This is a genomic window from Spirillospora sp. CA-142024, assembly GCF_050942325.1.
GTDB lineage: Bacteria > Actinomycetota > Actinomycetes > Streptosporangiales > Streptosporangiaceae > Spirillospora.
On sequence record NZ_CP192077.1, the window covers coordinates 5518841 to 5541053 of the forward strand.

Below are 22213 nucleotides of genomic sequence, written 5' to 3' on the forward strand. Positions count from 1 at the left end.
CTGCTGGCAGGTAGGTGGGAACGGCCGGTGGCCGTGAAGACGGGCACGTGCCTCGCAGGCAAGGCTGGGTGAGCGTCGATGGGGACGACCGAACACGGACCGGCCGAAAGGGGAGCAGACGGGAATGACGCAGTTCGATCCGGAGCCGCTGGACCAGACCGGTGTGGAGATCACCGGACGCCCCACCGTCGGGCTGGTGGGCCTGGGGCACATGGGCGGCGCGATGGCCGCCCGCCTGCTGGCCGCCGGGCACCCGCTGCACGGAACCAGCCGGACGCCTCAGCGGGCGCCGTCCCTTCAGTCGCAAGGACTGTGCCGGCACCAGAGTCCGCGCGCGGTCGCGGAGGCGGCCGATGTCATTCTCAGCTCCGTCCCCGACGACGAGGCTCTGAAGGCGATCGCTTCGGGGCCGGACGGCATCCTGGCCGGGCTCACCCCCGGCACGGTCTGGGCCGACATGAGCACCGTCAGCCCCTGCACCAGCCGCCGGATCGCCGCGGAGGCCGAGGCGCGCGGTGCGACCATGCTCGACGCACCGGTGTCGGGCAGCGCTCCGCAGGCGGACACCGGGACCCTGACGATCATGGTGGGCGGAAGCCACGACGGCTACGCACGCGTCGAACCGATCCTGCGCGACCTCGGCACCCCCGCGCACGTGGGCTCGAACGGGCAGGGGCTGGCCATGAAACTCGCGATCAGCGTCAGCCTCGCCGCCCAGATGGTCGCTCTCGCAGAGGGCCTCGTCCTCGCCGAGCATTCGGGTGTCGACCGCAAGCTCGCCGCCCGGCTGATGGCCGACAGTGTGATCGGCTCGCCTCTGCTGAAGGCGCGCGCCCGGCTCGTGCCGGACGTGCCCGGAGAGGCGTCGTTCGAACTGCGCCAGCTGCGCAAGGACCTGGAACTGGCGCTCGATATGGCACGAAGGCTCCAGATCCCGCATCCCGCCGCCGACCGCGCCGACGAAGTACTCGGTATCGCCGCCACCCTCGGCTACGAGCGACGCGACATCGCCGCTCTCATCGAGGTCCTCGAACAGATGGCCGAGGAACCGTCCTGAAGATCAACACAGGACCTCCCCAGTAGGGCACCGTGGACAGCGTGCGGGTACGGGTCGCCGTGCGATGACTTTCCGAGGCGCTCTGAGTCTCCTCATCGACGGCAAATGGGAGAGGGGGGACGAATGACCGGGCTGCGCGACGTTCTGCAGGGGTACGTGGACGACGGGACGCTGGCCGGGGCGGTGGGCCTGGTGGCTCGCGGCGACCACGTCGAAGTGGAGGCCGCCGGGTCGGCCGACCTTGAACGCGGCACCGAGATGGCCCGGGACTCGATCTTCCGGATCGCCTCGATCACCAAGCCGATCGTCGCCGCCGCGGTCATGATGCTGGTCGACGAGGGCCGGATCGCGCTGGACGACCCGGTGGGCAAGTGGCTCCCCGAGCTGGCGTCGCCGATGGTCGTCCGCACGCCGCAGAGCCAGATCGACGACGTGGTCCCGGCCGTCCGCCCGATCACGGTCGAGGACCTGCTCACCTCCCGCTCCGGCCACGGCTGGCCGCCGCCCGAGTTGATGACGGTGCCGCAGGTCGCGATGCTGGCCGAGCAGGGGCAGCAGAAGTACGGCCGCGACCCGCAGTACGTCTCGCCGCCCGACGAGTGGATGGCCGCCTACGCCGAGATCCCGCTGCTCTACCAGCCGGGCGAGGCCTTCCTCTACAACACCGGCTCGGACCTGCAGGGCGTGCTGATCGCCCGGGTGACGGGCCGTACGCTGCCCGACTTCACGGCCGAGCGGATCTTCGAGCCGCTCGCCATGGAGGACACCGGGTTCGCCGTCCCGGCCGCCGGCCTCGGCCGCTTCACCGGCTACTACGGCTCCGGCCCCGGCGGGCTGGAACTGCTCGACGGCCCCGACGGGCAGTGGAGCACCATGCCCGCCTTCCCGTCCGGCGCCGGTGGCCTGGTCTCGACCGCCGACGACTGGCTGGCTTTCGCCCGGATGCTCCTCGCCGGCGGCGGAGGGCTGCTGTCACCGGAGTCGGTACGGCTGATGACCAACGATCACCTGACCCCGGCCCAGCGCCACGCGGGCACGCTGTATCTCGAAGGCCAGGGCTGGGGTTACGGCGGCTCGGTGGACGTCGAGCGCGTCGACCCGTGGAACGTCCCGGGCCGCTACGGCTGGGTCGGCGGCACCGGAACGGCCGCCCATCTCACCCCGTCCACCGGCACCGTCACGATCATGCTCACGCAACTGGCCGCCACCAGCCCCGTCCAGCCCCGGCAGATGCGCGACTTCTGGCAGTACGCCGCCGCCTGACCAGCGGTGACATGCCGCGGGTGTGGTTTTCCGCAGGACGTTCGGGTGGCCGTCACCATGGGCCGAGACGGGCCCGCCTCCGTAACGTCCACCCATGATCAAATTTTCGCGGTGGAGGGCGTTCGCGGTGTCCGGCCCGATGGCGGCGGCCCTTGCGGCGTCCACGGCCGTCCTCGCCGTTCCCGGCGCGCGTACGGCGCAGCCCCAGTCGAGCCATACCCGTTCGTCCCAGGACGGCTTCCAGGAGTCGCTGGATGACCTGGTGAAAAGCAAGGCGGCCACGGCCGTCCTGCTCCGTGTGCGAACCGCGGGCGGCGGCGAGTGGTCCGGCGCGGCGGGCGTGTCCGACGTCCGCACGGGACGGCCCGCCGATGCGGCCGGGTACTTCCGGATCGGCAGTGTCACCAAGACGTTCGCGGCGACCGTCCTCCTGCAACTCGTCGACGAGGGACGGCTGCGGCTGGACGACCCTGTGGCCGAGCACCTGCCGGGCGTCGTCCCGGACGGCGAGCGCATCACCGTGCGGCAGGTCCTCCAGCACACCAGCCTGCTTCGCGACTACATGAGCGACCCGGGATGGTCCACCAACCGCTGGCGCGGAGCGGAACGGTTCCGCGGTTACAAGCCCGATCAGCTCCTCGCGCAGGCGTTCCGCACCCCCGCCCAGAATCCCCCGGACGTCACCTGGAAGTACTCCAACACCAACTACGTGATCGTGGGGCTGCTGATCGAACGGCTGACCGGGCGACCGTACGGCAAGGAGGTGCAACGGCGGGTCCTGCGGCCGCTCCGGCTGACCCAGACGATCGTTCCGGGCAACCGGCCCGGGCTCCCCCGCCCGCACGCGCACGGCTACGCACCGCTGCCGGACGGGCGGACCGTGGACGCCACCCGCATGAACCCCTCCCTCGACTGGGCGGCGGGAGAGATGATCTCCACCACCCGGGACCTCGGCCGGTTCCTCGACGGGCTGCTCGGCGGGCGGCTGCTGTCCGCCGCGGCACTCGCCGCGATGCGCGACACGCGGCCCACCGACGCCGGGTTCGCGTACGGACTCGGGCTCCAGGAGTTCCTGCTGCCCTGCGGCAAGCACATGGTCGGGCACAGCGGTCAGCTCATCGGCTACACGACCTACGCGCTCCGCTCTGACGACGGACGGCAGATGAACCTGTCGGTCAACCTCGGCTCCGCGCCGCCGTCGATCGACAAGCTTTACGCCCTCGCGGGCAAGGTGTTCCGCTGAGACCCGCACCGACACGTCACGCAGGCGACCTCCGGCTCCGGTCCGGGCTCAGCGCCGTCGTCGTGCCGTGATGCCATCGTCTGTGCGGGCCTTCGCCGCAGTCGCTCAGCTGGCCTTGGCGGGGATGCGGACACCCTTGCTCAGAGCAGCGTCGTGGAAGACCACGGAAACCGGTTGCGCCGTGGCGGGGATCTCGAAGATCAACTGGCCGCTGAACCTGGCGCCGGGAGTCAGCATCGTGGCCTGCGAGGTGTTGCGCGCATCCGCGATGCCACCCTTCAGCATCGCCCGAGCCTCGTGCGACGTCTCGCCGTCGTCGAACAGCTTCTGCTGGTCCCCGGAGAGCGTGCGGTTCTTGGTCCCGGTGTTGGTCACGGTGATCTTGACGCGGCACAGCTTGTTGCCGGTGTAGGGCCTGAGGCCGCGCACGGTGACGCCGCAGGAGACCGACGACGCCACGAAGGTGAACTGGCCGTCCCTGGCGGGCTGGTTCAGCTGTCCGTCGTTGGGCGTGAAGTACCGATAGCCCGCTACTCCCGCGACGACGGCCAGCCCGGCCACCACCGCGAAGGCGATCAGGCAGCCCATGCAGCCACGGCCGCGTCGCCGCCTCGGGGGCGCCTGGGGGGTCGCCGGAGGCTGCGTCCACGGTGCCGGATGGGGCGGCGGCATCGGTCTCGGCGGCATCGGGGCCGGCTCGTAGACCCGGGTCGGAGTCCGCACGCCCTGCGGCGGGGACGGGGGGATCCAGGGCGGGGGCAGCGCCTCGGCCTGCCAGTTGCGGGTCAGCTCGGCGTCGACGACGGCCTGTGCCGCGCTGGGCGACGCCGCCGCGGGCGCCGCGCCGCCGACCAGTGCCAGCAGCAGCTCCTGGGCTTCCGGACGACTCGCGGGGTCGGGGTTCAGGGCACGCTCGACCAGCGCTCGCAGCGGCTCGGCCAGGCCGGTCAGGTCATGGTCCCCGTTCTCGGCGCGGGCCACCATCGTCATGACCGTGCCCGTGCCGTGCGGGTGGCGTCCGGTCCCGGCGAAGGCCACCAGGCAGCCCCACGCGAAGACGTCGGCCGCCGTGGACACCTCGCCGAGCAGCACCTGCTCGGGGGCCATCCACCCCGGCGTGCCGACGACGAACCCGGCCTGGGTGTGCCCCGAAGCCGCGTCGGTGGTCCGGGCGATACCGAAGTCGATCACCCGTGGACCCGACACCGACAGCATCACGTTGGGCGGCTTGAGGTCCCGGTGGATCAGCCCGGCGGCGTGGATCGCGGTCAGCGCCGCCGCCACCCCCACCGCGACGCCGTGCAGGGTGCCGTCCGGCAGCGCCCCTCCGGTCTCGATGTAGTCGTCCAGCGGGGTGCCGTCCACGTACTCGGTGACCAGGTAGGGCCGCCCGACCTCCTCACCGTGGTCCAGCACCTTCGCCGTGCAGAACGAGGCCACCCGCTGGGCGTTGCGCACCTCGTCGCGGAAACGGGCCCGGAAGCCCTCGTCCGCGGCCAGCTCCTCGCGAATCACCTTGATCGCGGCGTACTGCCCGCCGTCGTCCCGGCCCAGGTAGACGGCGCCCATGCCGCCCTCGCCCAGCCGGCCGACCAGCTCGTACGCCCCGATCACCTCCGGGTCACCAGGCCGGAGCGGCTCGCTTCTGCTGGGCAGTTGCGTACGCCTCGACTGCTCCTGCACTGGGCAAACCCTTCTCTACACACACGATCACGCCACGGCCAAGGCAAACCTATCCAACTCGCGGAGGCGGAGAAGGCGATGACGGAAGCCAATGCCGGGTCCGGATCGAGAGTGATGGAGTCGATGTCGACGTTTCCTTTGTCGTTCGCGCCGAACACAAAGTTCAGCGGAATGGCTTGGCTGAGCGGGAGGCGTCTGGGTCGCGCCATCCCGTTGGCGTAGCGGAGGCGGTGCGGGCCGGTGCGCTCACGTCGGCGAGCGGGAGCCCGTAGAGGGCGAGACGCACGTCCTGGAGGGCCATGAGGCGGCCGGTCGCGTCGCCTTGGCGGAGCGCGTGCTCGCTCTTGACGATCGCCCGTTCGAGGCGTGCCGCCGCGGACGGCGTCATCATCCATGCCGAGATCGGGCGAGGCCGCCGGCGGCCGCGATCGACCGAACCGCGCGGTGTAATCGGTGGGCTCTGCCGGACATAGAAGGGCATCACGAGCGAGCACCGAAGGAGACACGCGTGGGAGATGAGCAAGATCGTTTCTCCGATCTCTACGCCGCCCACTATCGGGACGTCATCCGGTTCGCGGCCCGCAGGATCGATGCCGACCAGGCGCGCGACGTGGCCGCCGAGACGTTCCTGATCGCCTGGCGGCGGTTCACCGAAGTTCCCGGCGATCCGGGCGAGCGTCTGCCCTGGCTCTACGGTGTGGCCCGCAACGTCCTGGCGAACCAGCGGCGCGGTGAGCGGCGGCGGCTGCGCCTGGGCGCGCAGATCGGGTCCGCCGGGCGAGGGAGGTCCGAGGCCGACCCTGCGGGCGAGGTGGCGGCGTCCCTGGACGTGCGGGCCGCGCTGGACGGGCTGTCCGCCCGTGACCGCGAGGTCCTGCAGCTGGTGGCCTGGGAGGGCCTGGAGATCGCCGCGGCCGCCGCGGTCGTCGGCTGCTCCCCCAAGACCTTCGCCGTGCGGCTTCACCGCGCGCGGCGGCGGCTGGAGAAGGCCTTGGCCGACCACGGCGCGGGGGCACGCGGACGGCAGAGCATCGAGATGAAGGAGGCACGGTCATGACGGCGCAGGACCAGGCACACGTCCGGCGGCTTCTCCAAGGCACCGACCCGCTGGACCCCGGCGCGTACGCCGAGGCCGCCGACGCCCCCGAGGGGCGCCGCACGCTCGCCCGCATCCTCGCGGATCCCCGGCGCCGCCGTCCGCACCCGCGCCGCCGCCGCTGGCTCGTGGTGACCGGCGGAGCCGTGGCGCTGCTGTCGGCGGCCGGGGCGGCCGGGGCCGCGGGCGTCACCCCCGCCGGTGTGGTCGCGGGGCTGTTGCGGGGCGAGGAGTCCCACACCACCTGGGGCAAGCTCGACACCTCGAAGGCGCGCATGGTGATCGAGGCCCGCGGGCCGGGCGGCACGCTGGCGCAATGGTGGTTCGCCCCGGGTGCGAAGGGCGGCGGCTGCACCTACATGCGCAGCGTGACGGCCGGGGGCACCTCCGACGGCTCGACCATGTGCGGCGGTCCTCCCGGAGTGCTGCCCGCACGCGACGAGCCGCTCAGGATCGACTACGCGCCCCTGGTCGAGGGCTGGATGGGGGTGGTGGGGCGTGCCGCACCTCCGGCGACCCGCATCCGCGTGACGTTCGAGGACGGTTCCCAGGAATTCGTTCCCGTACGCGCGGACGGCTACTTCATGCAGATCTTCGACCGTCCGCAGCGGCCCCGGCCCGAGACCGTGGAAGCCGCCGCTCTGGACGCCGAAGGCCATGTGCTCAGGTCCGAACAAGTGGTGGCGAGTACGGCCTGACACAGCTGCTCTCCGCGGGCTCGGCAGCGGCCGGTAGCGGGTGCCTGAACTGGGAGAATAGCCTGGAAGGGAGCGGATCCGGCACTGGCGGGGAGGCAGACCGTGATATCGGACATCGATTACGCGGCGCTGTTCGCCGCCATGCCCAGCCCCTGCCTGGTGCTGGACCCGGGCCTGGTGATCGTGGAGGCCAACCAGGCCTACCTGGACGCCACCGTCCGGACGAGGCAGGACCTGATCGGGCAACACCTGTTCGACGCGCTGCCAGCCAACCCCGCCGACCCCGAGTCCGGCCAGGTGCGTACCACTCTGAACGCCTCGCTGCACCGGGTCCTGGCCTCGCGCCAACCTGAGACGACGGCGGTGCTGAAGTACGACCTGCCCCTCGGGGACCTGCCCGGGGCATTCGGGGAGCGGTGGTGGTCGGTGATCAACACCCCGGTCCTGGGACCGGCCGGACAGGTCATGTGGATCATCCACCGGGTGGAGGACGTGACCGAATACGTCCAGGCCCACGCCAGCGGCGACCGGCCGCGCTCCCGGCGGCTCACCGAACGCGAGGTCATGGAAGCGGAACTGTTCGGGCAGGCGCGCGCGTTGCAGGAGCTCAACGAAGATTTACGCCAGGCTCACACACGCGAACGTGAAGTCGCCGTCGCCCTGCAACAGGCCATGCTCTCGGTACCCGACATGGACCAGCACCCCCACATCGCGGTGCGCTACCTGCCCGCCACCCGATCACTCAACGTATGCGGCGACTGGTACGACGTGGTCGACCTGACCGGCGGCCGCTTCTCGGCTGCGGTCGGCGACGTCGTCGGCCACGGCCTGCAGGCCGCCGCCGTCATGGGCATGCTCCGCAGCGCCCTCAGTGCCGCCATCCGCGCGCTGGAACGCCCCGCCCAGGCCCTGGAGGTACTGGGGCTGTACGCCCGATCAGTCGAAGGCGCCCTGAACACCACCGCCTTCAAGGTGATGGTGGACCCACGCAGCCGCCTGCTCATCTACAGCAACGCGGGCCATCCGCCCCCGGTGCTGGTGCACCCGGACGGCAGTTGCGAGCTGCTGGACCAGGCCCTCGACCCGCCTCTGGGCGCCCGACCCGAGCACGTCCCCCGTCCCCAGGCCGGCCTCGAATACGACCCAGGAGACACCCTGGTGCTCTACACCGACGGGCTCATCGAACACCGCGATGAAGACATCGACGTAAGCCTGAGCCACTTGACCGACACCCTCGGGAACTACAGCAACCTCAGCCCAGAACGCATGGCCGACGCACTGCTGGCCCAGCTCGGCGTCGCCACCGGAACCCGTGACGACATCGTCCTCGTCATCATCCGGCTGTGACTCCGATCGGTGGGCTCAGAACGGCCACGGCGGTCCCTGGCCGGTCATGATCATGTCCGCGTAGAATTTCCCATGACCAAGTCGGTGTACATCGACGTCCCGGACGGTTTCGCCGCGTCTTACGGCGCGCAGGGGGCCGAGGCGCGCGCGTGGATCGCCGGGCTGCCCCGGCTGGGCGGCGAGTTCCTGGACCGGTGGGAGCTGCGGCCCGACGGTCCGCTCGCCTACGGCATGGCCTCGCTGGTCTTGCCCGTGCTTCAGCGCGACGGGACCCCCGCCGTCCTGAAGCTTCAGCAGCCGCGGGAGGAGACCGCCGGAACCGCCACCGGCCTGCGGGCGTGGAAGGGCGCCGGTATCGTCCGCCTGCTCGACCATGACGAGAACAGCTCCACGCAGTTGCTTGAGCGGCTGGACGCGGCCCGGCCCCTGTCCTCGGTCGCCGACGAAACCGCGGCAGTGCAGGTCCTGGCCGAGCTCATGGCGCGGCTGACCTCGGTGCCCGCCCCGAAGGATCTGCGGCGGCTGTCCGACATCGCCGCCGCCATGCTCGACCAGGTCCCGCAGGCGGTGCTGGGACTGCGCGACCCTGCCGAACGGCGGCTGGTGCGAACCTGCGCGTCCGCCGTGGCCGAACTGATCGGCGAACCCGGAGACCGGCTGCTGCACTGGGACCTGCACTACGACAACGTTCTCGCCGGAGAGCGGGAACCCTGGCTGGCGATCGATCCGGAACCGCTGGCCGGCGACCCCGGATTCGAGTTGCTGCCCGCACTGGACAATCGGTGGGACGAGGTGGAGGCCACCGGTAATGTGGCTCGCGCGGTTCTCCGGCGCTTCGACCTGCTGACCGAAGCCCTCGGCCTGGAGCGCAAGCGAGCGACCGGCTGGACTCTAGGCCGCGTGCTGCAGAACGCCCTGTGGGACATCGAAGACGGCAAGACCGCACTCGAACCCGCCCAGGTCGCCATCGCCACAGCCCTGCTGAGCCGCTGACCGGAAGAGGGTGGCGCCCGTCAGGCACCGCGACGGATCGCCCACGACGTCGAGTACTACCGCAGCGGACGGCGGCGCTTCCACCAACCCGATGCGTGCGACCTCGACCTGGACTACGACGCCCGGGAGATCCCCGCCGACCCCGGCCTCACCATCGTCACGTACACCCTCGCCGCCGGCGCAGCCCACGCCCTCGCCTTCGCACGACTCCAAGAACACGCCGAATCGCAATCCTGAGACTTCCCAGGACCCTGGCCCGGCTCATTCCCTGTCGGAACCCATCGTTCGTTCCATGAAGGCCCGGATCCGGCCGTCGGTCGCCGCCGTCGTCCACAGTTCCACCGTGGCGGGCTCGGCGATACGGTCGAGCCGTTCGTTCGCCTCCTGCCGGACCTGCGCCTTGGTGTGGCGGAAGGTGTCGGCCGGGATGTCGGCGGCCATCCTGCCGGCGACGGCGAGCGCGCGGTCCAGCAGAGCGTCCGGTTCGCTCAGCTCGTCGACCAGCCCCAGCGCCAGGGCCGCCTCCGGTCCGTGGTTGGCACCGTCGAAGATCACGCTGCGGGCGGCGACCGGTCCCAGCGCGAACCGCATGATCTCCAGCGCCGAGGCGGGGAACGGCACCCCCACGCGCAGCTCCGGGACCCCGATCGTGCCGCTCCCGGCGGCCATGATCCGGCGGTCACAAGCCGCGGCGAGCACGCAGCCACCGGCGATCGCGTGCCCGTTGACCGCCGCGACCACCGGCTTGCCCAGGTCGAAAACGGAGCGGAACGCCTCGCTCAGCGCGGGCAGGAACTCGGCCACGTACGGCGCGCCGCCGTCGGCCACACGCTTGAGGTCGACGCCTGCCGAGAACGCTCGTCCGGCGCCGGTCACCACCACGGCCCGGACGGGCCCCTCCCGGTCATCCAGATCACGCATCGTCTGCCCGATCGCCCGGCACACCTCCAGATCCAAGGCGTTGACCTTGCCATGGGCCAGCCGGACGACTCCGACACCGTCCACCACGTCGACTTCGATCACTACGTTCCCTCCCACATCCCGGCTCCATCCAACCCACGGACGGTTGTAGCAGCCTCATCGGGGGCCAGATCCAGGCCGGTGTCGGACAACCGGGCTTGGGGCGGGGGTGTGAGCGGCCATGATCGGTTAGCTTGCCCACGCAGGTCCGTCCGACGAGTCGGCCGGAAATCAGGAGAAATCTTCGACGGCATGTCGATCCACCGGGACACCGTTCGACCTGTGATTGACGGGACCCGTCCAGGGCCACCCGCCCCGCACACGAGCAAAGGAGCATCCCGATGGGATTCATCAAGTCCAGCCTCTTCATCTCCCTCGACGGTGTGATCGAATCGCCGGAGACCTGGCACTTCCCCTACTTCGACGACCAGATGGGCGCCGTCGTCGGCGGGTTGATGAACGAGACCGAGGCGACCCTTCTCGGCCGCCACACCTACGAAGGGTTCGCCTCCTACTGGCCGGACGCCGACCCCTCCGATCCGATGACCAAGGTCATGAACAGCTCGCGCAAGTACGTCGTGTCGAACACGCTGACCGAGGCGGCATGGGAGAACTCCTCGCTGATCAACGGCGATGTCGCGGCGGAGCTGACCCGGCTGAAGGCCGGCACCCGGCTCGGCACGACGGGCAGCGCCACGCTGGTGCGCTGGATGCTCGAACAGGGTCTGGTCGACGAGCTGCACCTGCTCCTGCACCCGATCGTCGTCGGGCATGGCGCCAAGCTCTTCGCCGACGGCGGCACCGTGCCCTTGAAGCTGGCGTCCTCGACGACCTTCGAGGCCACCGGCGTGGTGCACCTCGTCTACACCAACGCGGACGCCCCCAAGGACTGACCTCCCGGTGCACCGGCCGAAAAGCCGCCCAGGCGCACCGACCACGAAGGTCGGTTGGGTCGCCCCGCGACCCAACCGACCTTGCGGAAGATCGAGCCCGTCTACTCTCGGCGGGTCGGGTGAACGAGGCCGTGGTCGTAGGCGAACACGACGGCCTGGATTCGGTCGCGGAGGCCGAGTTTGGCGAGGATCCGCTTGACGTGGGTCTTGGCGGTGGCTTCGGCGATGTGGATCCGCCGGGCGATCTCGGCGTTGGACAGTCCTCGGGCCAGGTGAAGGAGCACCTCGTGCTCGCGGTCGGTCAGGCGGCCGAGGCTGCGCCGGACGTCCTGGCCGGGTGGCGGGGGCGAAACCCGGGCGAACTCGGTCAGCAGCCGCCGGGTCACCGAAGGGGCCAGCAGGCCCTCTCCCGCGGTGACCGTTCGGATGCCCTCGATCAGCGTCTTCGGCGGTGTGCGCTTGAGGAGGAACCCGCTGGCCCCGGCGCGCACTGCCGCGAAGACGTACTCGTCGAGTTCGAAGGTGGTCAGGACGAGCACCCGGGCGGGTCCGTCCTGCGCGGTGATCTCGGCGGTCGCGGCGACGCCGTCCTTCACCGGCATGCGGACGTCCATCAGGACGATGTCGGGCCGCAGGTGCCGGGCCAGCCGTGCGGCCTCGGCGCCGTCCCAGGCCTCGCCGGCGACGGTCATGTCGGGCTGGGTGCCGAGCATCATGCGCAGGCCGCCGCGCATGAGCTCCTCGTCGTCGGCCAGCAGGACGCTGATCATGACGCCTCCGCGGGGATGCGGGCGTCCACCCGCCAGCCGCCGGGCGTTCCCGGGCCCGCCTGGCAGGTTCCGCCGAGCCGGTGGACCCGGTCGCGCATCCCGTTCAGGCCGCGTCCGGGACGGTGCGGTCCGGCGGCGCGTCCGTCGTCGGAGACTCCGATCACGATGTCCTCCCGGTCTCGGAACAGCCGCACGCGCACCGTGCTCGCGGAAGCATGCCGGACGATGTTGGTCAGCGCCTCCTGGATGACCCGGTGGACCGTTTGCGCGACCGGATCACTGACCTCGCCCAGACCGGCATCGATCGCGATCTCGGTTCTCAGATGACCCGGCAGTGTGGCGACCAGGCGGCGCACCACGACGTCCAGATCGAGGGAGGGCGGATCGGCCTCCAGCAGCCCGAGGATCTGGTCCAGGTCGGCCATCGCGGTACGGCCCACGTCCTCGATCCGCTGGAGGGAGGTGCGGATCTCCGCGCGTTCGCCGCCGAGCGAGAGCCGGGCGGCGCCGGCATGGGTGACCATGACGGTGACCGCGTGTCCGACGGCGTCGTGCAGTTCGCGTGCCAGCCGGGCCCGCTCGTCCTCCAGCGCGTGCCGCCTTTCGGCCCGGGCCCGCTCGGCCTCGTGCCGGCGCAGCGCACGCGCCGCCTCCCAGCGCGACCGCGCGGCGTCGCCGGCAAGCCAGGCAACGGCGTGCAGGACGGCGCCCAGCACCAGCGCCTGGACGCTCTCGGCCGCCAGTGCCGGCAGGACCACGGCCACCGGAATCGCCATGACGAGCAGGGCCCGGGGGCGCGGACGGGTCTGAGCGACCATCGTCAGGCTCAGCGCGGACGCCGCGGACAGATTGGTGAGCGGCTGTCCCGCCGCGGCCACGGCGACCGTGGCGCCCGCCGAGGCGAACAGCGCGACGGCCGGCGCCGGCCTGCGTCCCGCGATCGCCGCGAACCAGACGACCGCGGCGACCCGCATGACGGCCGGGCCATGCCAGACGGACGCGGTGACATCGGACGGCCCGATGGGGATGACCGCCGACACGTAGGCGACCAGCACGTCCACGGCGATCCAGCGCCGGCGTCTGGCGACTCTGCTGACCACCGGCCTGCTCGTCGGCGCTGTCGCGCTCACCTCCGCACTGACGATCTTCCGGCCGCTAGGCGTCCGCCCCACGCCTCTACCTCCCCAGGCGACCCGCTACTGGCAGCTGCCGACCGGGTCACGCATCGCCTACACCCGGACGCCTGGGCGCGGCCACCGCCAAGCCGCACCGGTGGTGCGCCTGCACGGTGGGCCCGGCACGCCCGGCGCCGGCCCCGATGACCTGGACCGCGAACTGGCCGGACACGGTTTCGACGTCTACACCTACGACCAGCTCGGTGCCGGACGTTCCCAGCGGCTCGCCGACCCCACCGGCTACACCGTCGCCCGGCAGGTCGCCGACCTGGAGGCCATCCGCAGGCGGCTGGGAGCGCCGAAACTGATCCTGGTCGGAAGCTCCTGGGGAGCGACGCTCGCCGCCTCCTACATGGCCGCGCACCCCGGCCATGTCGCCAAGGCCGTCTTCACCTCGCCCGGCGCGCTGTGGGCCCCCGAATGGAAGAAAGCAGGAGAAGGCGACATCTGGGACAGACTCACACCGCAGCAACGAGCGCGCATGGACCGGCTCGAAGCGAGCCCGCGGCTGATCGCCTGGTCCGTCCTCATGGACATCGACCCCCGGGCCGCCCACGCCCTCGTACCGGACAAGGAGACCGACCCGCTGTTCGACGAACTGCTGTCAACGGTCGGATCTGGCGCGACGTGCCATCCCGACCGCACTCTCCACGAGGCCTCATCACGCTCGGGCTTCTACGCCAACCAGCTCACCTCCGATGACGCGCTCGACGTCGCCGACCCCCGTCCCGCGCTGCGCGGCGTCCGCGTCCCCGCCCTGGTCTTGCGCGGCGAGTGCGACTACAAGCGCCCGGAGATCGCACGCGAGTACCGCGACACCATCCCGGGCGCGACGCTCTTGCAGATCCCTGATGCCGGGCACGTCATCGAGGCCGAGCAACCGTCCCTCTACCGCACGTCCATCACCGCGTTCCTCACCGACCACCCCCTCCCCCGCGTTCGGCCGGCTCCACAGACATCCGGTGGTTAGCCGCTGTCCCGCCGCCGGACGCCTCGGCCGGCAGCCGTCACCAAGGTCGGTCTGGCCACGGGCGCGAGTTCAGCAGCGCGCTGTTCAGCAGGGAGACGGTGGCCGGCCAGGTAGGCCGGCCACCGTCTCCGCGATCCCGGGCCGGTCGCCGCGCTGGTTCAGCGGGACGGGCAGGCTCACCACGCGGCCGCCGAGCAGGATGAGCCACACAGCGGTCGGAGAACGCGGCTCGGCCCAAGCGATGTCGTTCCAGGCGAGCCGGGTCCGCCACCAGACCGACCGGATCCCGAGGCCGTCCGGTCCGATCTCCACCCACCGTGGCAGTTGCAGCGCCGTCATCCAAAATCGTGATCAGGACGAGGGCGAGGAAAACGGCCGGTACGTACCGGCCGTCGTGGGACACGAACACCGTTCCGAGGGCCGCGACAATGCCGATCTCCATGATGAGGTAGAGCACGATCACTCCGGCGACCGAAAGGCGAATGGTCGTGTACTTCACTGCGGGGCCGGCCGGGTGAAAGTGCATTTCTTCGTCCTCTGGGAGCCGGGTCTCCTTCAGTCGGATGTCCGCAAGAGGGCCCTGAGTTCAGGTGAATGCCCGTTGTGCCGCCAGACGCGAGAGAGGACGAGCAGAGGCGGTCCCGACGGGCAGCTGCCGCCGCATCCGATCGTGGCAAGTGCGGTGAGGGCATGCAGCCGTGTCTCCGACGTTCCGGCGATACCAGAAGTAACGCCGAAATTACAGACTGCGATATTCGGGCGAGCTCCGATAAAACGGACGGAGTCCGCATGCCACCTACGGCTCCCACGCAACCCATGAGAGAGGCACGATGGGCTCACGGCACGCCCTCCGCATCGCGGCGGCAGCACTGCTGGCGTTGACATCCCCCTTCTCCCGTCCACCGCCGCCGGCGCCTCTGAGGCCAACGCGGCACCCGGCGCGCTCTACAAGCGGATCAACGCGGGCGTGAGCCCCTCCTGGTACACGCCCGAGTTCCAGCGGCGGCTGCTGGCCTCGGGCACCCAGGGCGTGCGGCTCCCCGCCGGCGCCACGCTGCCGGGCGGGGTCACCGCGCCGCAGGCCGCGGGACTCGCCCAGCCCGGCATCCGTCCCGGCCAATGGCTGCTCACCCTGCTGGGCAGTGACGGCAGCGACAACGCTCTGGGCTGGTGCACCGCCAATTTCGTCTTCAAGAAGAAGTCCGCCTGGGGCCTCGGGACCGCCGGACACTGCGGCAAGGTCGGGCAGCCGGTGAGCGCCTACGTCGTACCGCCGCTCGCCTCGGGCAAACTGCCCGGCCTGTACGTGATCGGCAAGATCGGCCTGTCCCGCGACCACGGCATCGGCGACGACTTCGCCATGATCAACATCAATCCGGCGTTCTCCTCCTGGATGAACCCGACCATGCCCGTGTGGGGCGGCCCCGCCGGTGTCTACAAGGGGCACCAGGTGGGGCTCCCGCTCGAACACTTCGGGCACGGGGCCGTCATCGGCACCGGCGGCACCCCGCGCGCCGGCGCCGCGCTCCGATGGGACATCGCGAACGGCGCCGGCTTCTCGTGGGCCGGCGCCGCCACCCCCGGAGACTCCGGCTCTGGCGTGCGGACCGTCACCGGAGAGGCCGCCGGCGATCTCACCCACATCTCCGTCGACGTCGACGGGAACGTGATCGGCATCGCCGGGACGCGGATGCCGAGGATCCTCCAGATCGCCCGGGGCTGGACTCTGGCCAAGGGCTCCCCTCTCCCGGTGGAGGTCCCGTAGGGCGGCCTGCCCCGTGCGGTCGTGTCAGGTGCCGGCGCTTCCTGCCCACCGGGTTTCGCTGAATGTTCGTCGGTAGGTGCCGGGTGTGGTGCCGAGGTGCGCGCGGAAGCGGCGGCGCAGGTTGACCGCCGAGGCGAGTCCGACCCTGGTGGCGATGGCCTCCACCGGAAGGTCGGTCTGCTCCAGCAGTACACGTGCCGCGTCGAGGCGCCGGCCGAGCAGCCACTGCCCCGGGCTGGTGCCGAGCTGCTCGGTGAACTGCCGGGCGAGAGTCCGGCTCGACAGCCCGGCGCGTTCGGCGAGCCGGGCGACGGTCAGCCGGGTGTGGAGCTGGGAGGTGGCCCACTCCAGCAGCGGCGCCAGGGACTCGTCCGGCCTGGCCGGGGTGGGCTTGGCGACGTATTGGAGCTGGCTGCCCTCCCGGTGAGGCGGCAGCACCATGTTCCGGGCGACCTGGGCGGCGTACGCCGCGCCGTGGTCGGAGCGTACGAGGTGCAGGCACAAGTCGATGCCCGCACCGGTTCCGGCACTGGTCGCCACGTCGCCGTGGTCCACGTAGAGGACGTCCGGGTCCATGTGCACCTCGGGGAAGTCGGCGGCGAGCTGGGCGGCGTGGCGCCAGTGGGTGGTGGCACGGCGGCCGTCGAGCAGTCCGGCCTGAGCGAGGACGAACGCCCCCGTGCAGATGGCGACCATCCTCGCCCCGCGCTGGTGGGCGGCGAGCAGCGCCTCGATGACGGTCGGCGGTACCGGTGAACCGGCCGGCTGCCAGCCGGGGATGATCACGGTGTCCGCCTCGTGCAGGGCCGCCAGCCCCGCGTCGACGACGATCGCATAGCCGACGGTGGTTCGCAGAGGGCCGGGACGTTCGGCGCAGATCCGGAAGTCGTAGGGAGCCGGCACGTCCTGCGGGACGGTGCCGAAGACCTCGGCGGCACAGGCGAGTTCGAAGGGTGACTGGGGTGGGTTGAGCAGGGCCACGACCCGATGGCGGTTCATGGCAGGGATGTACCCATGGGTGTCTTTTTGGACTCTCGGCCGTGAGGGTCGCCCCCGGTCACAGTGATCTCATGAGTGCCATCGCTGAAACGAGCGTGCTGAGGACCGCAGTCCAGGTCGACGGCGAAGCGGCCAGCTACCTGACCGCCGAGCAGGACGGCCCGGCCGTGTTGCTGCTGCACGGAACGTACTGGAGCCGGGTGTGGCTTCCGGTGCTGGGCCGCCTCGCCGAGGCGGGGCTCCGTCCCCTCGCGGTCGATCTCCCCGGACTGGGTCGCTCGGGAGGCGAACTCACCCTGCAAACGGCCACGGTCCCGGCCCTCGCGGACTGGGTGGCGCGATTCGCGTCCGCGCTGAAGATCTCCGGGCCCGTCGCCGTGGCAGGTCACGACATCGGCGGCGCCGTCGCTCAGCATCTCCTCGCTCACGACCGGCTGGAGGTGGACAGGCTGGCCCTGGTCAACTCGGTCACCTACGACTCCTGGCCGGCGCCTCATGTGGGCCGGTTCCGGGACCCGGCCGTCGCCGCGGCGGTCACCGGCGATGAACTCCTCGCCGCCCGCCGGCAGGCCGTGACGGCGGCGCTGGCCGGTGCCGCCACCGAGCAGCTGATCGCCGACTATCTGGATCCGTGGACCGATCCGCGGGTCCGCCGCTCCTGGCTGGCCATGGCGGGCGCGGCCGAAAGCCGTTACACCCTCGATCTCGTTCCCGCGCTGCGGCGGTCCACGGCGCCCAAGCTGCTGATCTGGGGCGAGGACGACGGCTTCGAGAAAGTGGAGTACGCCGAGAGGTTCGCCTCGGAGATTCCGCGAACCACGCTCATACGCATCCCAGAAGCGGACCACATCCCCACGGAGAACGCCCCTGGCCGGATCGCCCGCGCCCTCATCGATTTCTTCACGGCGTAGGGCGCGACGGGCGCCTGCCTTGGCCCGCCGTCCATCGCCCCGTCGTTCCGGGGCGGTAGCTGCGGCTCAGCAGGGTCCGGGGCCGGCGGCGGCTCGGCATCGCTGGATGATGCCGGCCATGGTGGCGCGGAACTGTTCGCTGTCGGCGGGGGCCAGTGGTGCGGTGAGGTGCGCGAGTTCCGCGCTGACCTCTGCGTGGAAGGCGGTCGCGGCGGCGCGGCCTTCCTCGGTCAGGGTGGCCTGCAGGGCGCGGCGGTCACCGGGGACGGGGGTGCGCTGGGCCAGGCCGCGGCGTTCGGCACGGTCCATGAGGCCGGTGAGGGCGGCTTTCTCGACGCCGAAGCAGCGGGCGAGGTCGGCCATCCCGCGGGGGCCGCCGAGCAGCACGCACAGCAGTTTGGCCTGGACGGGCGTCAGGTCGTGGCGTTCGGAGACGCGCGTGTAGATGGCCTGGACCAGGCCGGTGAGCTGTACGAGCCCGGTCGCCACGTCCATCTCCGCCGCGGGAGCGGCCATCATCACGCCAGGTGCCGCCTCGGTCGTTTGCCCCTTCTTGCCCACGCCATTATGGTACACGGCAGATATAGTTAATGACATGTACTGTATGCTCCACGTACCAGGCCGGTCGTAGCGTTCCCGTCCGGCCCCTGAGGAATCAGCGTCAAGGAGGCCGGCGGTGTCAGCGTTCAGCGAGGAAGAGGTCGCCTACTTGGGCTCGCAGCGGCTGGCGCGGATCGCCACCGTCGGGCCGGACGGCCAGCCGGACGTGTCTCCGGTGGGGTTCGAGTTCGACGGGACGTATCTGTTCGTGGGCGGGATGGACCCGGCCAAGACCCGCAAGTTCCGCAATGTGGAGGCCGGGAACTCCAAGGTCGCGATCGTCATCGACGATCTCGTCTCCACCGATCCGTGGACACCGCGGTACCTGCGCATCTACGGCGAGGCCCAACTCGTCGAGCGGCAGGGGCAGTTCGGCGAGGCCCCCTACATGAAGATCACCCCGACCCTGTCGTGGAGCTTCAACCTGGAGGGCCGGCCGTTCACCCATGACCGGCAGGTCGTGGTCCGCCGCACCGCCCACTGACCCCGGCCGATCCTCCACGGGACGGGATGCGCTCGCCCTCGCCCGGCCGCCCGTCCGTCCATCTGTCTGCCCATTGACCTGTGTGTCCCCCGTTCACTGGAGGTCTCATGAGCTTCGACACGTCCACCGGCACCCGCGGCGCCCGCCAGCCGACCGGAGCGATCCTGCGCTGGGTGAACCGGCTGGTCGCCCGCCGGATCCGCAAGACCGGCACCACCATGGGCTTCAACGCCCTGGTCCTGACGACCGTCGGCCGCAAGAGCGGAGCCGAGCGCACCACCCCGGTCGGCTGGTTCCCCGGCCCCGACGGCACCTGGCTCATCGTGGCCTCCGCCGCGGGCGCCGCCGCCAACCCCGCCTGGTACCACAACATCGCCGCACACCCCGACCGGATCCGGATCGAAGTCGACGGGCGGAAGATCCCCGTCACCGCCCGGCAGTTGCGCGGCACCGAACGCGATCAGGCGTGGAAGCAGATCACCGCCGCCGCACCGCGTTTCGCCGGCTACCAGGACAAGACCGACCGGCAACTACCGATCATCCACCTCACCCCGAGCACCGGGGCGTAGCGCCTCGGGCGGCCGGGTGCGGGGCTCTCCATCGTCAGCGCCCCTGACCGCTGCGAGAGCGGCCAGGGGTGGGCGTCCACAGGGATCAGAGGTTGGCTGGGACCGACACCGCCGGGGTGCCCGCCCGGTTGTGGCGGTCCGCCCAGGCGGTCAGCGCCGTACGGCACGCGTGGTCAAGGTGCCGCACCTCCGACAGGTCCAGCTCGATGGGACGGTCGCGGGGCAGCGCCTCCAGGGTGTCGAGCATCTTCGGCAGCCGCAGGAACGTGGCGTTGCCGCTCAGCCTGACCTGGAGCAGGCCGTCCTCCTCCTGGGAGACGACGTCCACGTGGACGTGTGAGGTCTCCCAGGCGGTCTTGATGACCGCCAGCAGCAACCCCAGCAGGACACCCTCGAACAGGTTGAGGGCGACGACCGCGATGGCGGTGCACAGAAGCACCACCGCCTCGCCGCGGTGCCTCCGCCACAGCGGTACCAGCTGCCCGATCGGCATCAGCTTCCAGCCGGCGTGCACCAGCACTCCGGCCAGCGCCGCCAGCGGGATGACCCCGAGCACGGCGGGGAACAGCGCGGCGAACAGCAGCAGCCACACCCCGTGCAGGACCCGGGAGGTCTTGGTCCGTGCGCCCGCCTGGACGTTGGCCGAGCTCCGCACGATCACGGCGGTCATCGGGAGCGCGCCCAGCGCGCCGCAGACGGCGTTGCCGGCGCCTTGGGCGATGAGTTCCTTGTCGTAGTCGGTGCGCGGGCCGTCGTGCATCCGGTCGACCGCGGCGGCGCTGAACAGTGTCTCCGCGGAGGAGATCAGTGCGAACGCGACGACGGTGCCGATCATGCCGACCTCGGCGAGCGAGGCCAGCTCGTCCAGGCCGGGCGGGCGGATCGCTCCCGCAAGGCCGCGAACGTCCAGCCGGGCGACCGGCAGCCCGAACGCCGCCACCGCGCCGGTGGCCAGGGCGACGGCCGCGAGCGGCGCCGGGACCGCCCGGATCGGCGCCGGCAGGCGCGGCCAGCCGGCCAGTACCGCGATCGTGCCCGCGCCCACGCCCAGGGCGGCGAGCGCACCGGGCGAGGTGAGGGTTTCGGCCAGCAGGGCGGGCAGCCCGGCGAGCTTGGCCGGCCCTGATCCGGGTGCCTTGGCATCGGCCATCGCGTACAGCTGCCCGGCGATGATGGTCAGGCCGATTCCGGCGAGCATCCCCTCCACGACGGCGATCGAGATGGCGCGGAACCAGCGGCCCATCCGCAGCAGGCCCAGCAGCAACTGCAGCAGCCCGGCGGCCAGCACCAGGGCGCCCAGGGCGGGCAGCCCGTACCTGTGCACGGCCTCGAAGACGAGCACGGTCAAGCCCGCGGCGGGGCCGGACACCTGCAGGCTGCTGCCGGGCAGCAGCCCGGCGACCAGCCCGCCGACGATGCCGGTGATCAGGCCGAGCTCGGCGGGCACACCGGAGGCGACCGCGACGCCCACGCACAGCGGCAGCGCGACCAGGAAGACGACGAGTGAAGCGGCGGCGTCGCGCCGCAGGGTCTCTGGGAACAGAGTCTTCGATGGCATCGGATCCCCGTTCAGAGGGGGCGGAAGGCGTCGGCGCCGGACCGGTGGGTGAGCACGGTGCCGGTGTGGACCTCGTAGAACCAGCCGTGCAGGCCGATTCGCCCCTGGTCCAGGCGCCGCCGGATGGCGGGGTGCGCCCGCAGCCGCTCCATCTGCGCCACCACGTGCCGTTGGACCGCACGGTCCAGGCCGTCCGCGCCGAGGTCGTCCGTCCGGTCGGAGGCCGCGCTGAGCCATCCGGCCATCGCGGGCACGGTGGTCAGGTCGTCGCCGCGCGCCAGCGCGGCGACCGCGGCGCAGTGGGAGTGCCCGCAGACCACGACATCGGCCACCTGCAGGACCTCCACGGCGAACTCGATGGTCGCGGCCTCCGCGGACGGCCGGTCGAGGCTGTAGCGGGGCACGATGCCGCCCGCGGTGCGCAGCTCGAACAGCTCCCCCGGCTTGGCACCGGTGATCAGGGACGGGACGACCCGCGAATCGGAGCAGGTGATGAACAGCGCCAGCGGCGTCTGTCCCTGGGCGAGCGGCGCCAAGGGCGCGCCGTCGGCGGCGGCCCGGTCACGGAACGAACGTGCGTGCTCGATGAGTGCGTGCATGCCAAATTCCTCCAAGGTGCGCCGTAGCGGCGGCGCGTCGATGGAGCCGGTGATGACGGTCGTGGGAAGAGGACGGCCCCTGAGCCGGTCTTCAGCCTGCGCTGATCTCCGGTGGGCCTGCCCGGAGGGCCGTCAGCAGCGGAACACCTGGAGGAAGGCGCAGATCTCCCCCGTGGTGCGTCTGTCCCGGCCGCGCGGGTGCCGGCCGAAGCCGTCCGGCGGGTCGGCGGCGGCGGCGCGCATGGTGCACAAGTACGGGAGGACGACCCCGGTGAACCCGCAGCCGCCCTGGTCGACCTCGGCCGGCGCGCCGCGCATCCACAGGTGAACGTGCTGAAGGGTCGCCGGTGTCGAAGGCTGCTCGTCGCAGCAGTCCCACGGCGTCTGGACCGCGGAGACCTGTACGGGGATCGAGGACGGCTCAGCGGCGCCCCGGCCGCTGAGGCCGGCGTTCAGGAACAGCAACAGGGCCATGCTCAGCAGGCAGGCCAAGACTTGGGCGGCGCGCGGGAACGCCGTGCGTCGCGCCACCGAGCCCCTTCCTGGACGGTCTGCGAACACCCGTGACGTTAAGGAGTTC

25 protein-coding genes are annotated in these 22213 nt (G+C 71.3%); 14 read left to right on the top strand and 11 right to left on the bottom strand.

The window, feature by feature from the left end; all coding sequences use genetic code 11:
* Window positions 1-124 precede the first annotated feature (124 nt).
* The 3 genes from ACQPZP_RS26480 to ACQPZP_RS26490 all read left to right on the top strand — a co-directional run bounded on the left by ACQPZP_RS26480 (window position 125) and on the right by ACQPZP_RS26490 (window position 3563).
* Window positions 125-1057, top strand: a complete 933-nt coding sequence (locus tag ACQPZP_RS26480; protein WP_433472423.1) for an NAD(P)-dependent oxidoreductase — start codon at window positions 125-127, stop codon at window positions 1055-1057.
* 123 nt (window positions 1058-1180) lie between these two features.
* On the top strand, window positions 1181-2320 hold the full coding sequence (locus ACQPZP_RS26485) for a serine hydrolase domain-containing protein (protein WP_433472424.1): 1140 nt from the start codon (window positions 1181-1183) through the stop codon (window positions 2318-2320).
* Window positions 2321-2414: 94 nt separating this feature from the next.
* Window positions 2415-3563 (top strand): serine hydrolase domain-containing protein, encoded by a 1149-nt coding sequence (locus ACQPZP_RS26490; protein ID WP_433472425.1) that lies wholly within the window; start codon window positions 2415-2417, stop codon window positions 3561-3563.
* Window positions 3564-3668: 105 nt separating this feature from the next.
* On the opposite strand, the gene ACQPZP_RS26495 is transcribed toward ACQPZP_RS26490, so the two are convergent.
* Both ACQPZP_RS26495 and ACQPZP_RS26500 read right to left on the bottom strand, forming a co-directional pair.
* Entirely contained in the window at window positions 3669-5246 is a 1578-nt protein-coding gene (locus ACQPZP_RS26495) for a serine/threonine-protein kinase (RefSeq protein WP_433472426.1), read from the bottom strand.
* 163 nt (window positions 5247-5409) lie between these two features.
* Window positions 5410-5637 (bottom strand): hypothetical protein, encoded by a 228-nt coding sequence (locus tag ACQPZP_RS26500; RefSeq protein ID WP_433472427.1) that lies wholly within the window; start codon window positions 5635-5637, stop codon window positions 5410-5412.
* 117 nt (window positions 5638-5754) lie between these two features.
* Here ACQPZP_RS26500 and ACQPZP_RS26505 point away from each other — a divergent pair, with 117 nt between their 5' ends.
* From ACQPZP_RS26505 to ACQPZP_RS26525, 5 genes are all read left to right on the top strand, one after another.
* A complete protein-coding gene (locus ACQPZP_RS26505) occupies window positions 5755-6303 on the top strand; it encodes an RNA polymerase sigma factor (protein WP_433472428.1) in 549 nt (182 codons plus the stop codon).
* On the top strand, window positions 6300-7040 hold the full coding sequence (locus ACQPZP_RS26510) for a hypothetical protein (RefSeq protein ID WP_433472429.1): 741 nt from the start codon (window positions 6300-6302) through the stop codon (window positions 7038-7040). Before ACQPZP_RS26505 ends, ACQPZP_RS26510 begins: the two co-directional genes overlap by 4 nt.
* Before the next feature lie 102 nt (window positions 7041-7142).
* Window positions 7143-8387 carry a PP2C family protein-serine/threonine phosphatase gene (locus ACQPZP_RS26515; protein ID WP_433472430.1) on the top strand — a complete coding sequence of 415 codons (1245 nt, stop codon included), beginning with the start codon at window positions 7143-7145 and terminating at the stop codon, window positions 8385-8387.
* A gap of 72 nt (window positions 8388-8459) precedes the next feature.
* On the top strand, window positions 8460-9380 hold the full coding sequence (locus tag ACQPZP_RS26520; RefSeq protein WP_433472431.1) for an aminoglycoside phosphotransferase family protein: 921 nt from the start codon (window positions 8460-8462) through the stop codon (window positions 9378-9380).
* 36 nt (window positions 9381-9416) lie between these two features.
* Complete coding sequence (locus tag ACQPZP_RS26525) at window positions 9417-9617, top strand: hypothetical protein (protein WP_433479680.1); 201 nt, start codon at window positions 9417-9419, stop codon at window positions 9615-9617.
* A 24-nt stretch (window positions 9618-9641) separates the two neighbouring features.
* Here ACQPZP_RS26525 and ACQPZP_RS26530 read toward each other — a convergent pair whose 3' ends face one another.
* Window positions 9642-10403 (bottom strand): enoyl-CoA hydratase/isomerase family protein, encoded by a 762-nt coding sequence (locus ACQPZP_RS26530; RefSeq protein WP_433472432.1) that lies wholly within the window; start codon window positions 10401-10403, stop codon window positions 9642-9644.
* 278 nt (window positions 10404-10681) lie between these two features.
* Between ACQPZP_RS26530 and ACQPZP_RS26535 the strand changes: the two genes are divergently transcribed.
* Entirely contained in the window at window positions 10682-11233 is a 552-nt protein-coding gene (locus ACQPZP_RS26535; protein ID WP_433472433.1) for a dihydrofolate reductase family protein, read from the top strand.
* Between the two features lie 101 nt (window positions 11234-11334).
* Here ACQPZP_RS26535 and ACQPZP_RS26540 read toward each other — a convergent pair whose 3' ends face one another.
* Together ACQPZP_RS26540 and ACQPZP_RS26545 are read right to left on the bottom strand one after the other, a co-directional pair.
* On the bottom strand, window positions 11335-12003 hold the full coding sequence (locus ACQPZP_RS26540) for a response regulator (RefSeq protein ID WP_433472434.1): 669 nt from the start codon (window positions 12001-12003) through the stop codon (window positions 11335-11337).
* Window positions 12000-13133 carry a sensor histidine kinase gene (locus ACQPZP_RS26545; protein WP_433472435.1) on the bottom strand — a complete coding sequence of 378 codons (1134 nt, stop codon included), beginning with the start codon at window positions 13131-13133 and terminating at the stop codon, window positions 12000-12002. The genes ACQPZP_RS26540 and ACQPZP_RS26545 overlap by 4 nt, the downstream gene beginning before the upstream one ends.
* A 142-nt stretch (window positions 13134-13275) precedes the next feature.
* Here ACQPZP_RS26545 and ACQPZP_RS26550 point away from each other — a divergent pair, with 142 nt between their 5' ends.
* Window positions 13276-14148: an alpha/beta fold hydrolase gene (locus ACQPZP_RS26550; protein WP_433472436.1), complete on the top strand. Its 873-nt coding sequence runs from the start codon at window positions 13276-13278 to the stop codon at window positions 14146-14148.
* 84 nt (window positions 14149-14232) lie between these two features.
* Here ACQPZP_RS26550 and ACQPZP_RS26555 read toward each other — a convergent pair whose 3' ends face one another.
* Window positions 14233-14487, bottom strand: a complete 255-nt coding sequence (locus ACQPZP_RS26555; RefSeq protein WP_433472437.1) for a hypothetical protein — start codon at window positions 14485-14487, stop codon at window positions 14233-14235.
* 628 nt (window positions 14488-15115) lie between these two features.
* Between ACQPZP_RS26555 and ACQPZP_RS26560 the strand changes: the two genes are divergently transcribed.
* Entirely contained in the window at window positions 15116-15913 is a 798-nt protein-coding gene (locus ACQPZP_RS26560) for a hypothetical protein (RefSeq protein WP_433472438.1), read from the top strand.
* Window positions 15914-15937: 24 nt separating this feature from the next.
* Here ACQPZP_RS26560 and ACQPZP_RS26565 read toward each other — a convergent pair whose 3' ends face one another.
* Window positions 15938-16912, bottom strand: a complete 975-nt coding sequence (locus tag ACQPZP_RS26565) for a helix-turn-helix domain-containing protein (RefSeq protein WP_433472439.1) — start codon at window positions 16910-16912, stop codon at window positions 15938-15940.
* A gap of 71 nt (window positions 16913-16983) precedes the next feature.
* Here ACQPZP_RS26565 and ACQPZP_RS26570 point away from each other — a divergent pair, with 71 nt between their 5' ends.
* Window positions 16984-17823 (top strand): alpha/beta fold hydrolase, encoded by an 840-nt coding sequence (locus ACQPZP_RS26570; RefSeq protein WP_433472440.1) that lies wholly within the window; start codon window positions 16984-16986, stop codon window positions 17821-17823.
* Between the two features lie 66 nt (window positions 17824-17889).
* Here ACQPZP_RS26570 and ACQPZP_RS26575 read toward each other — a convergent pair whose 3' ends face one another.
* On the bottom strand, window positions 17890-18384 hold the full coding sequence (locus ACQPZP_RS26575; RefSeq protein ID WP_433472441.1) for a MarR family winged helix-turn-helix transcriptional regulator: 495 nt from the start codon (window positions 18382-18384) through the stop codon (window positions 17890-17892).
* A gap of 115 nt (window positions 18385-18499) precedes the next feature.
* Between ACQPZP_RS26575 and ACQPZP_RS26580 the strand changes: the two genes are divergently transcribed.
* Both ACQPZP_RS26580 and ACQPZP_RS26585 read left to right on the top strand, forming a co-directional pair.
* Window positions 18500-18907: a PPOX class F420-dependent oxidoreductase gene (locus tag ACQPZP_RS26580; protein ID WP_433472442.1), complete on the top strand. Its 408-nt coding sequence runs from the start codon at window positions 18500-18502 to the stop codon at window positions 18905-18907.
* A gap of 107 nt (window positions 18908-19014) precedes the next feature.
* The gene (locus tag ACQPZP_RS26585; RefSeq protein WP_433472443.1) at window positions 19015-19476 is read left to right on the top strand and encodes a nitroreductase/quinone reductase family protein; all 462 of its coding nucleotides are present in this window, start codon (window positions 19015-19017) and stop codon (window positions 19474-19476) included.
* 85 nt (window positions 19477-19561) lie between these two features.
* Here the strand turns inward: ACQPZP_RS26585 and ACQPZP_RS26590 are convergent, their stop codons facing one another.
* From ACQPZP_RS26590 to ACQPZP_RS26600, 3 genes are all read right to left on the bottom strand, one after another.
* Window positions 19562-21034, bottom strand: coding sequence for a SulP family inorganic anion transporter (locus tag ACQPZP_RS26590; RefSeq protein WP_433472444.1), 1473 nt, complete (start codon window positions 21032-21034; stop codon window positions 19562-19564).
* A gap of 11 nt (window positions 21035-21045) precedes the next feature.
* A complete protein-coding gene (locus ACQPZP_RS26595; RefSeq protein WP_433472445.1) occupies window positions 21046-21633 on the bottom strand; it encodes a carbonic anhydrase in 588 nt (195 codons plus the stop codon).
* Between the two features lie 132 nt (window positions 21634-21765).
* On the bottom strand, window positions 21766-22164 hold the full coding sequence (locus tag ACQPZP_RS26600) for a hypothetical protein (protein WP_433472446.1): 399 nt from the start codon (window positions 22162-22164) through the stop codon (window positions 21766-21768).
* Between the last annotated feature and the right edge of the window lie 49 nt (window positions 22165-22213).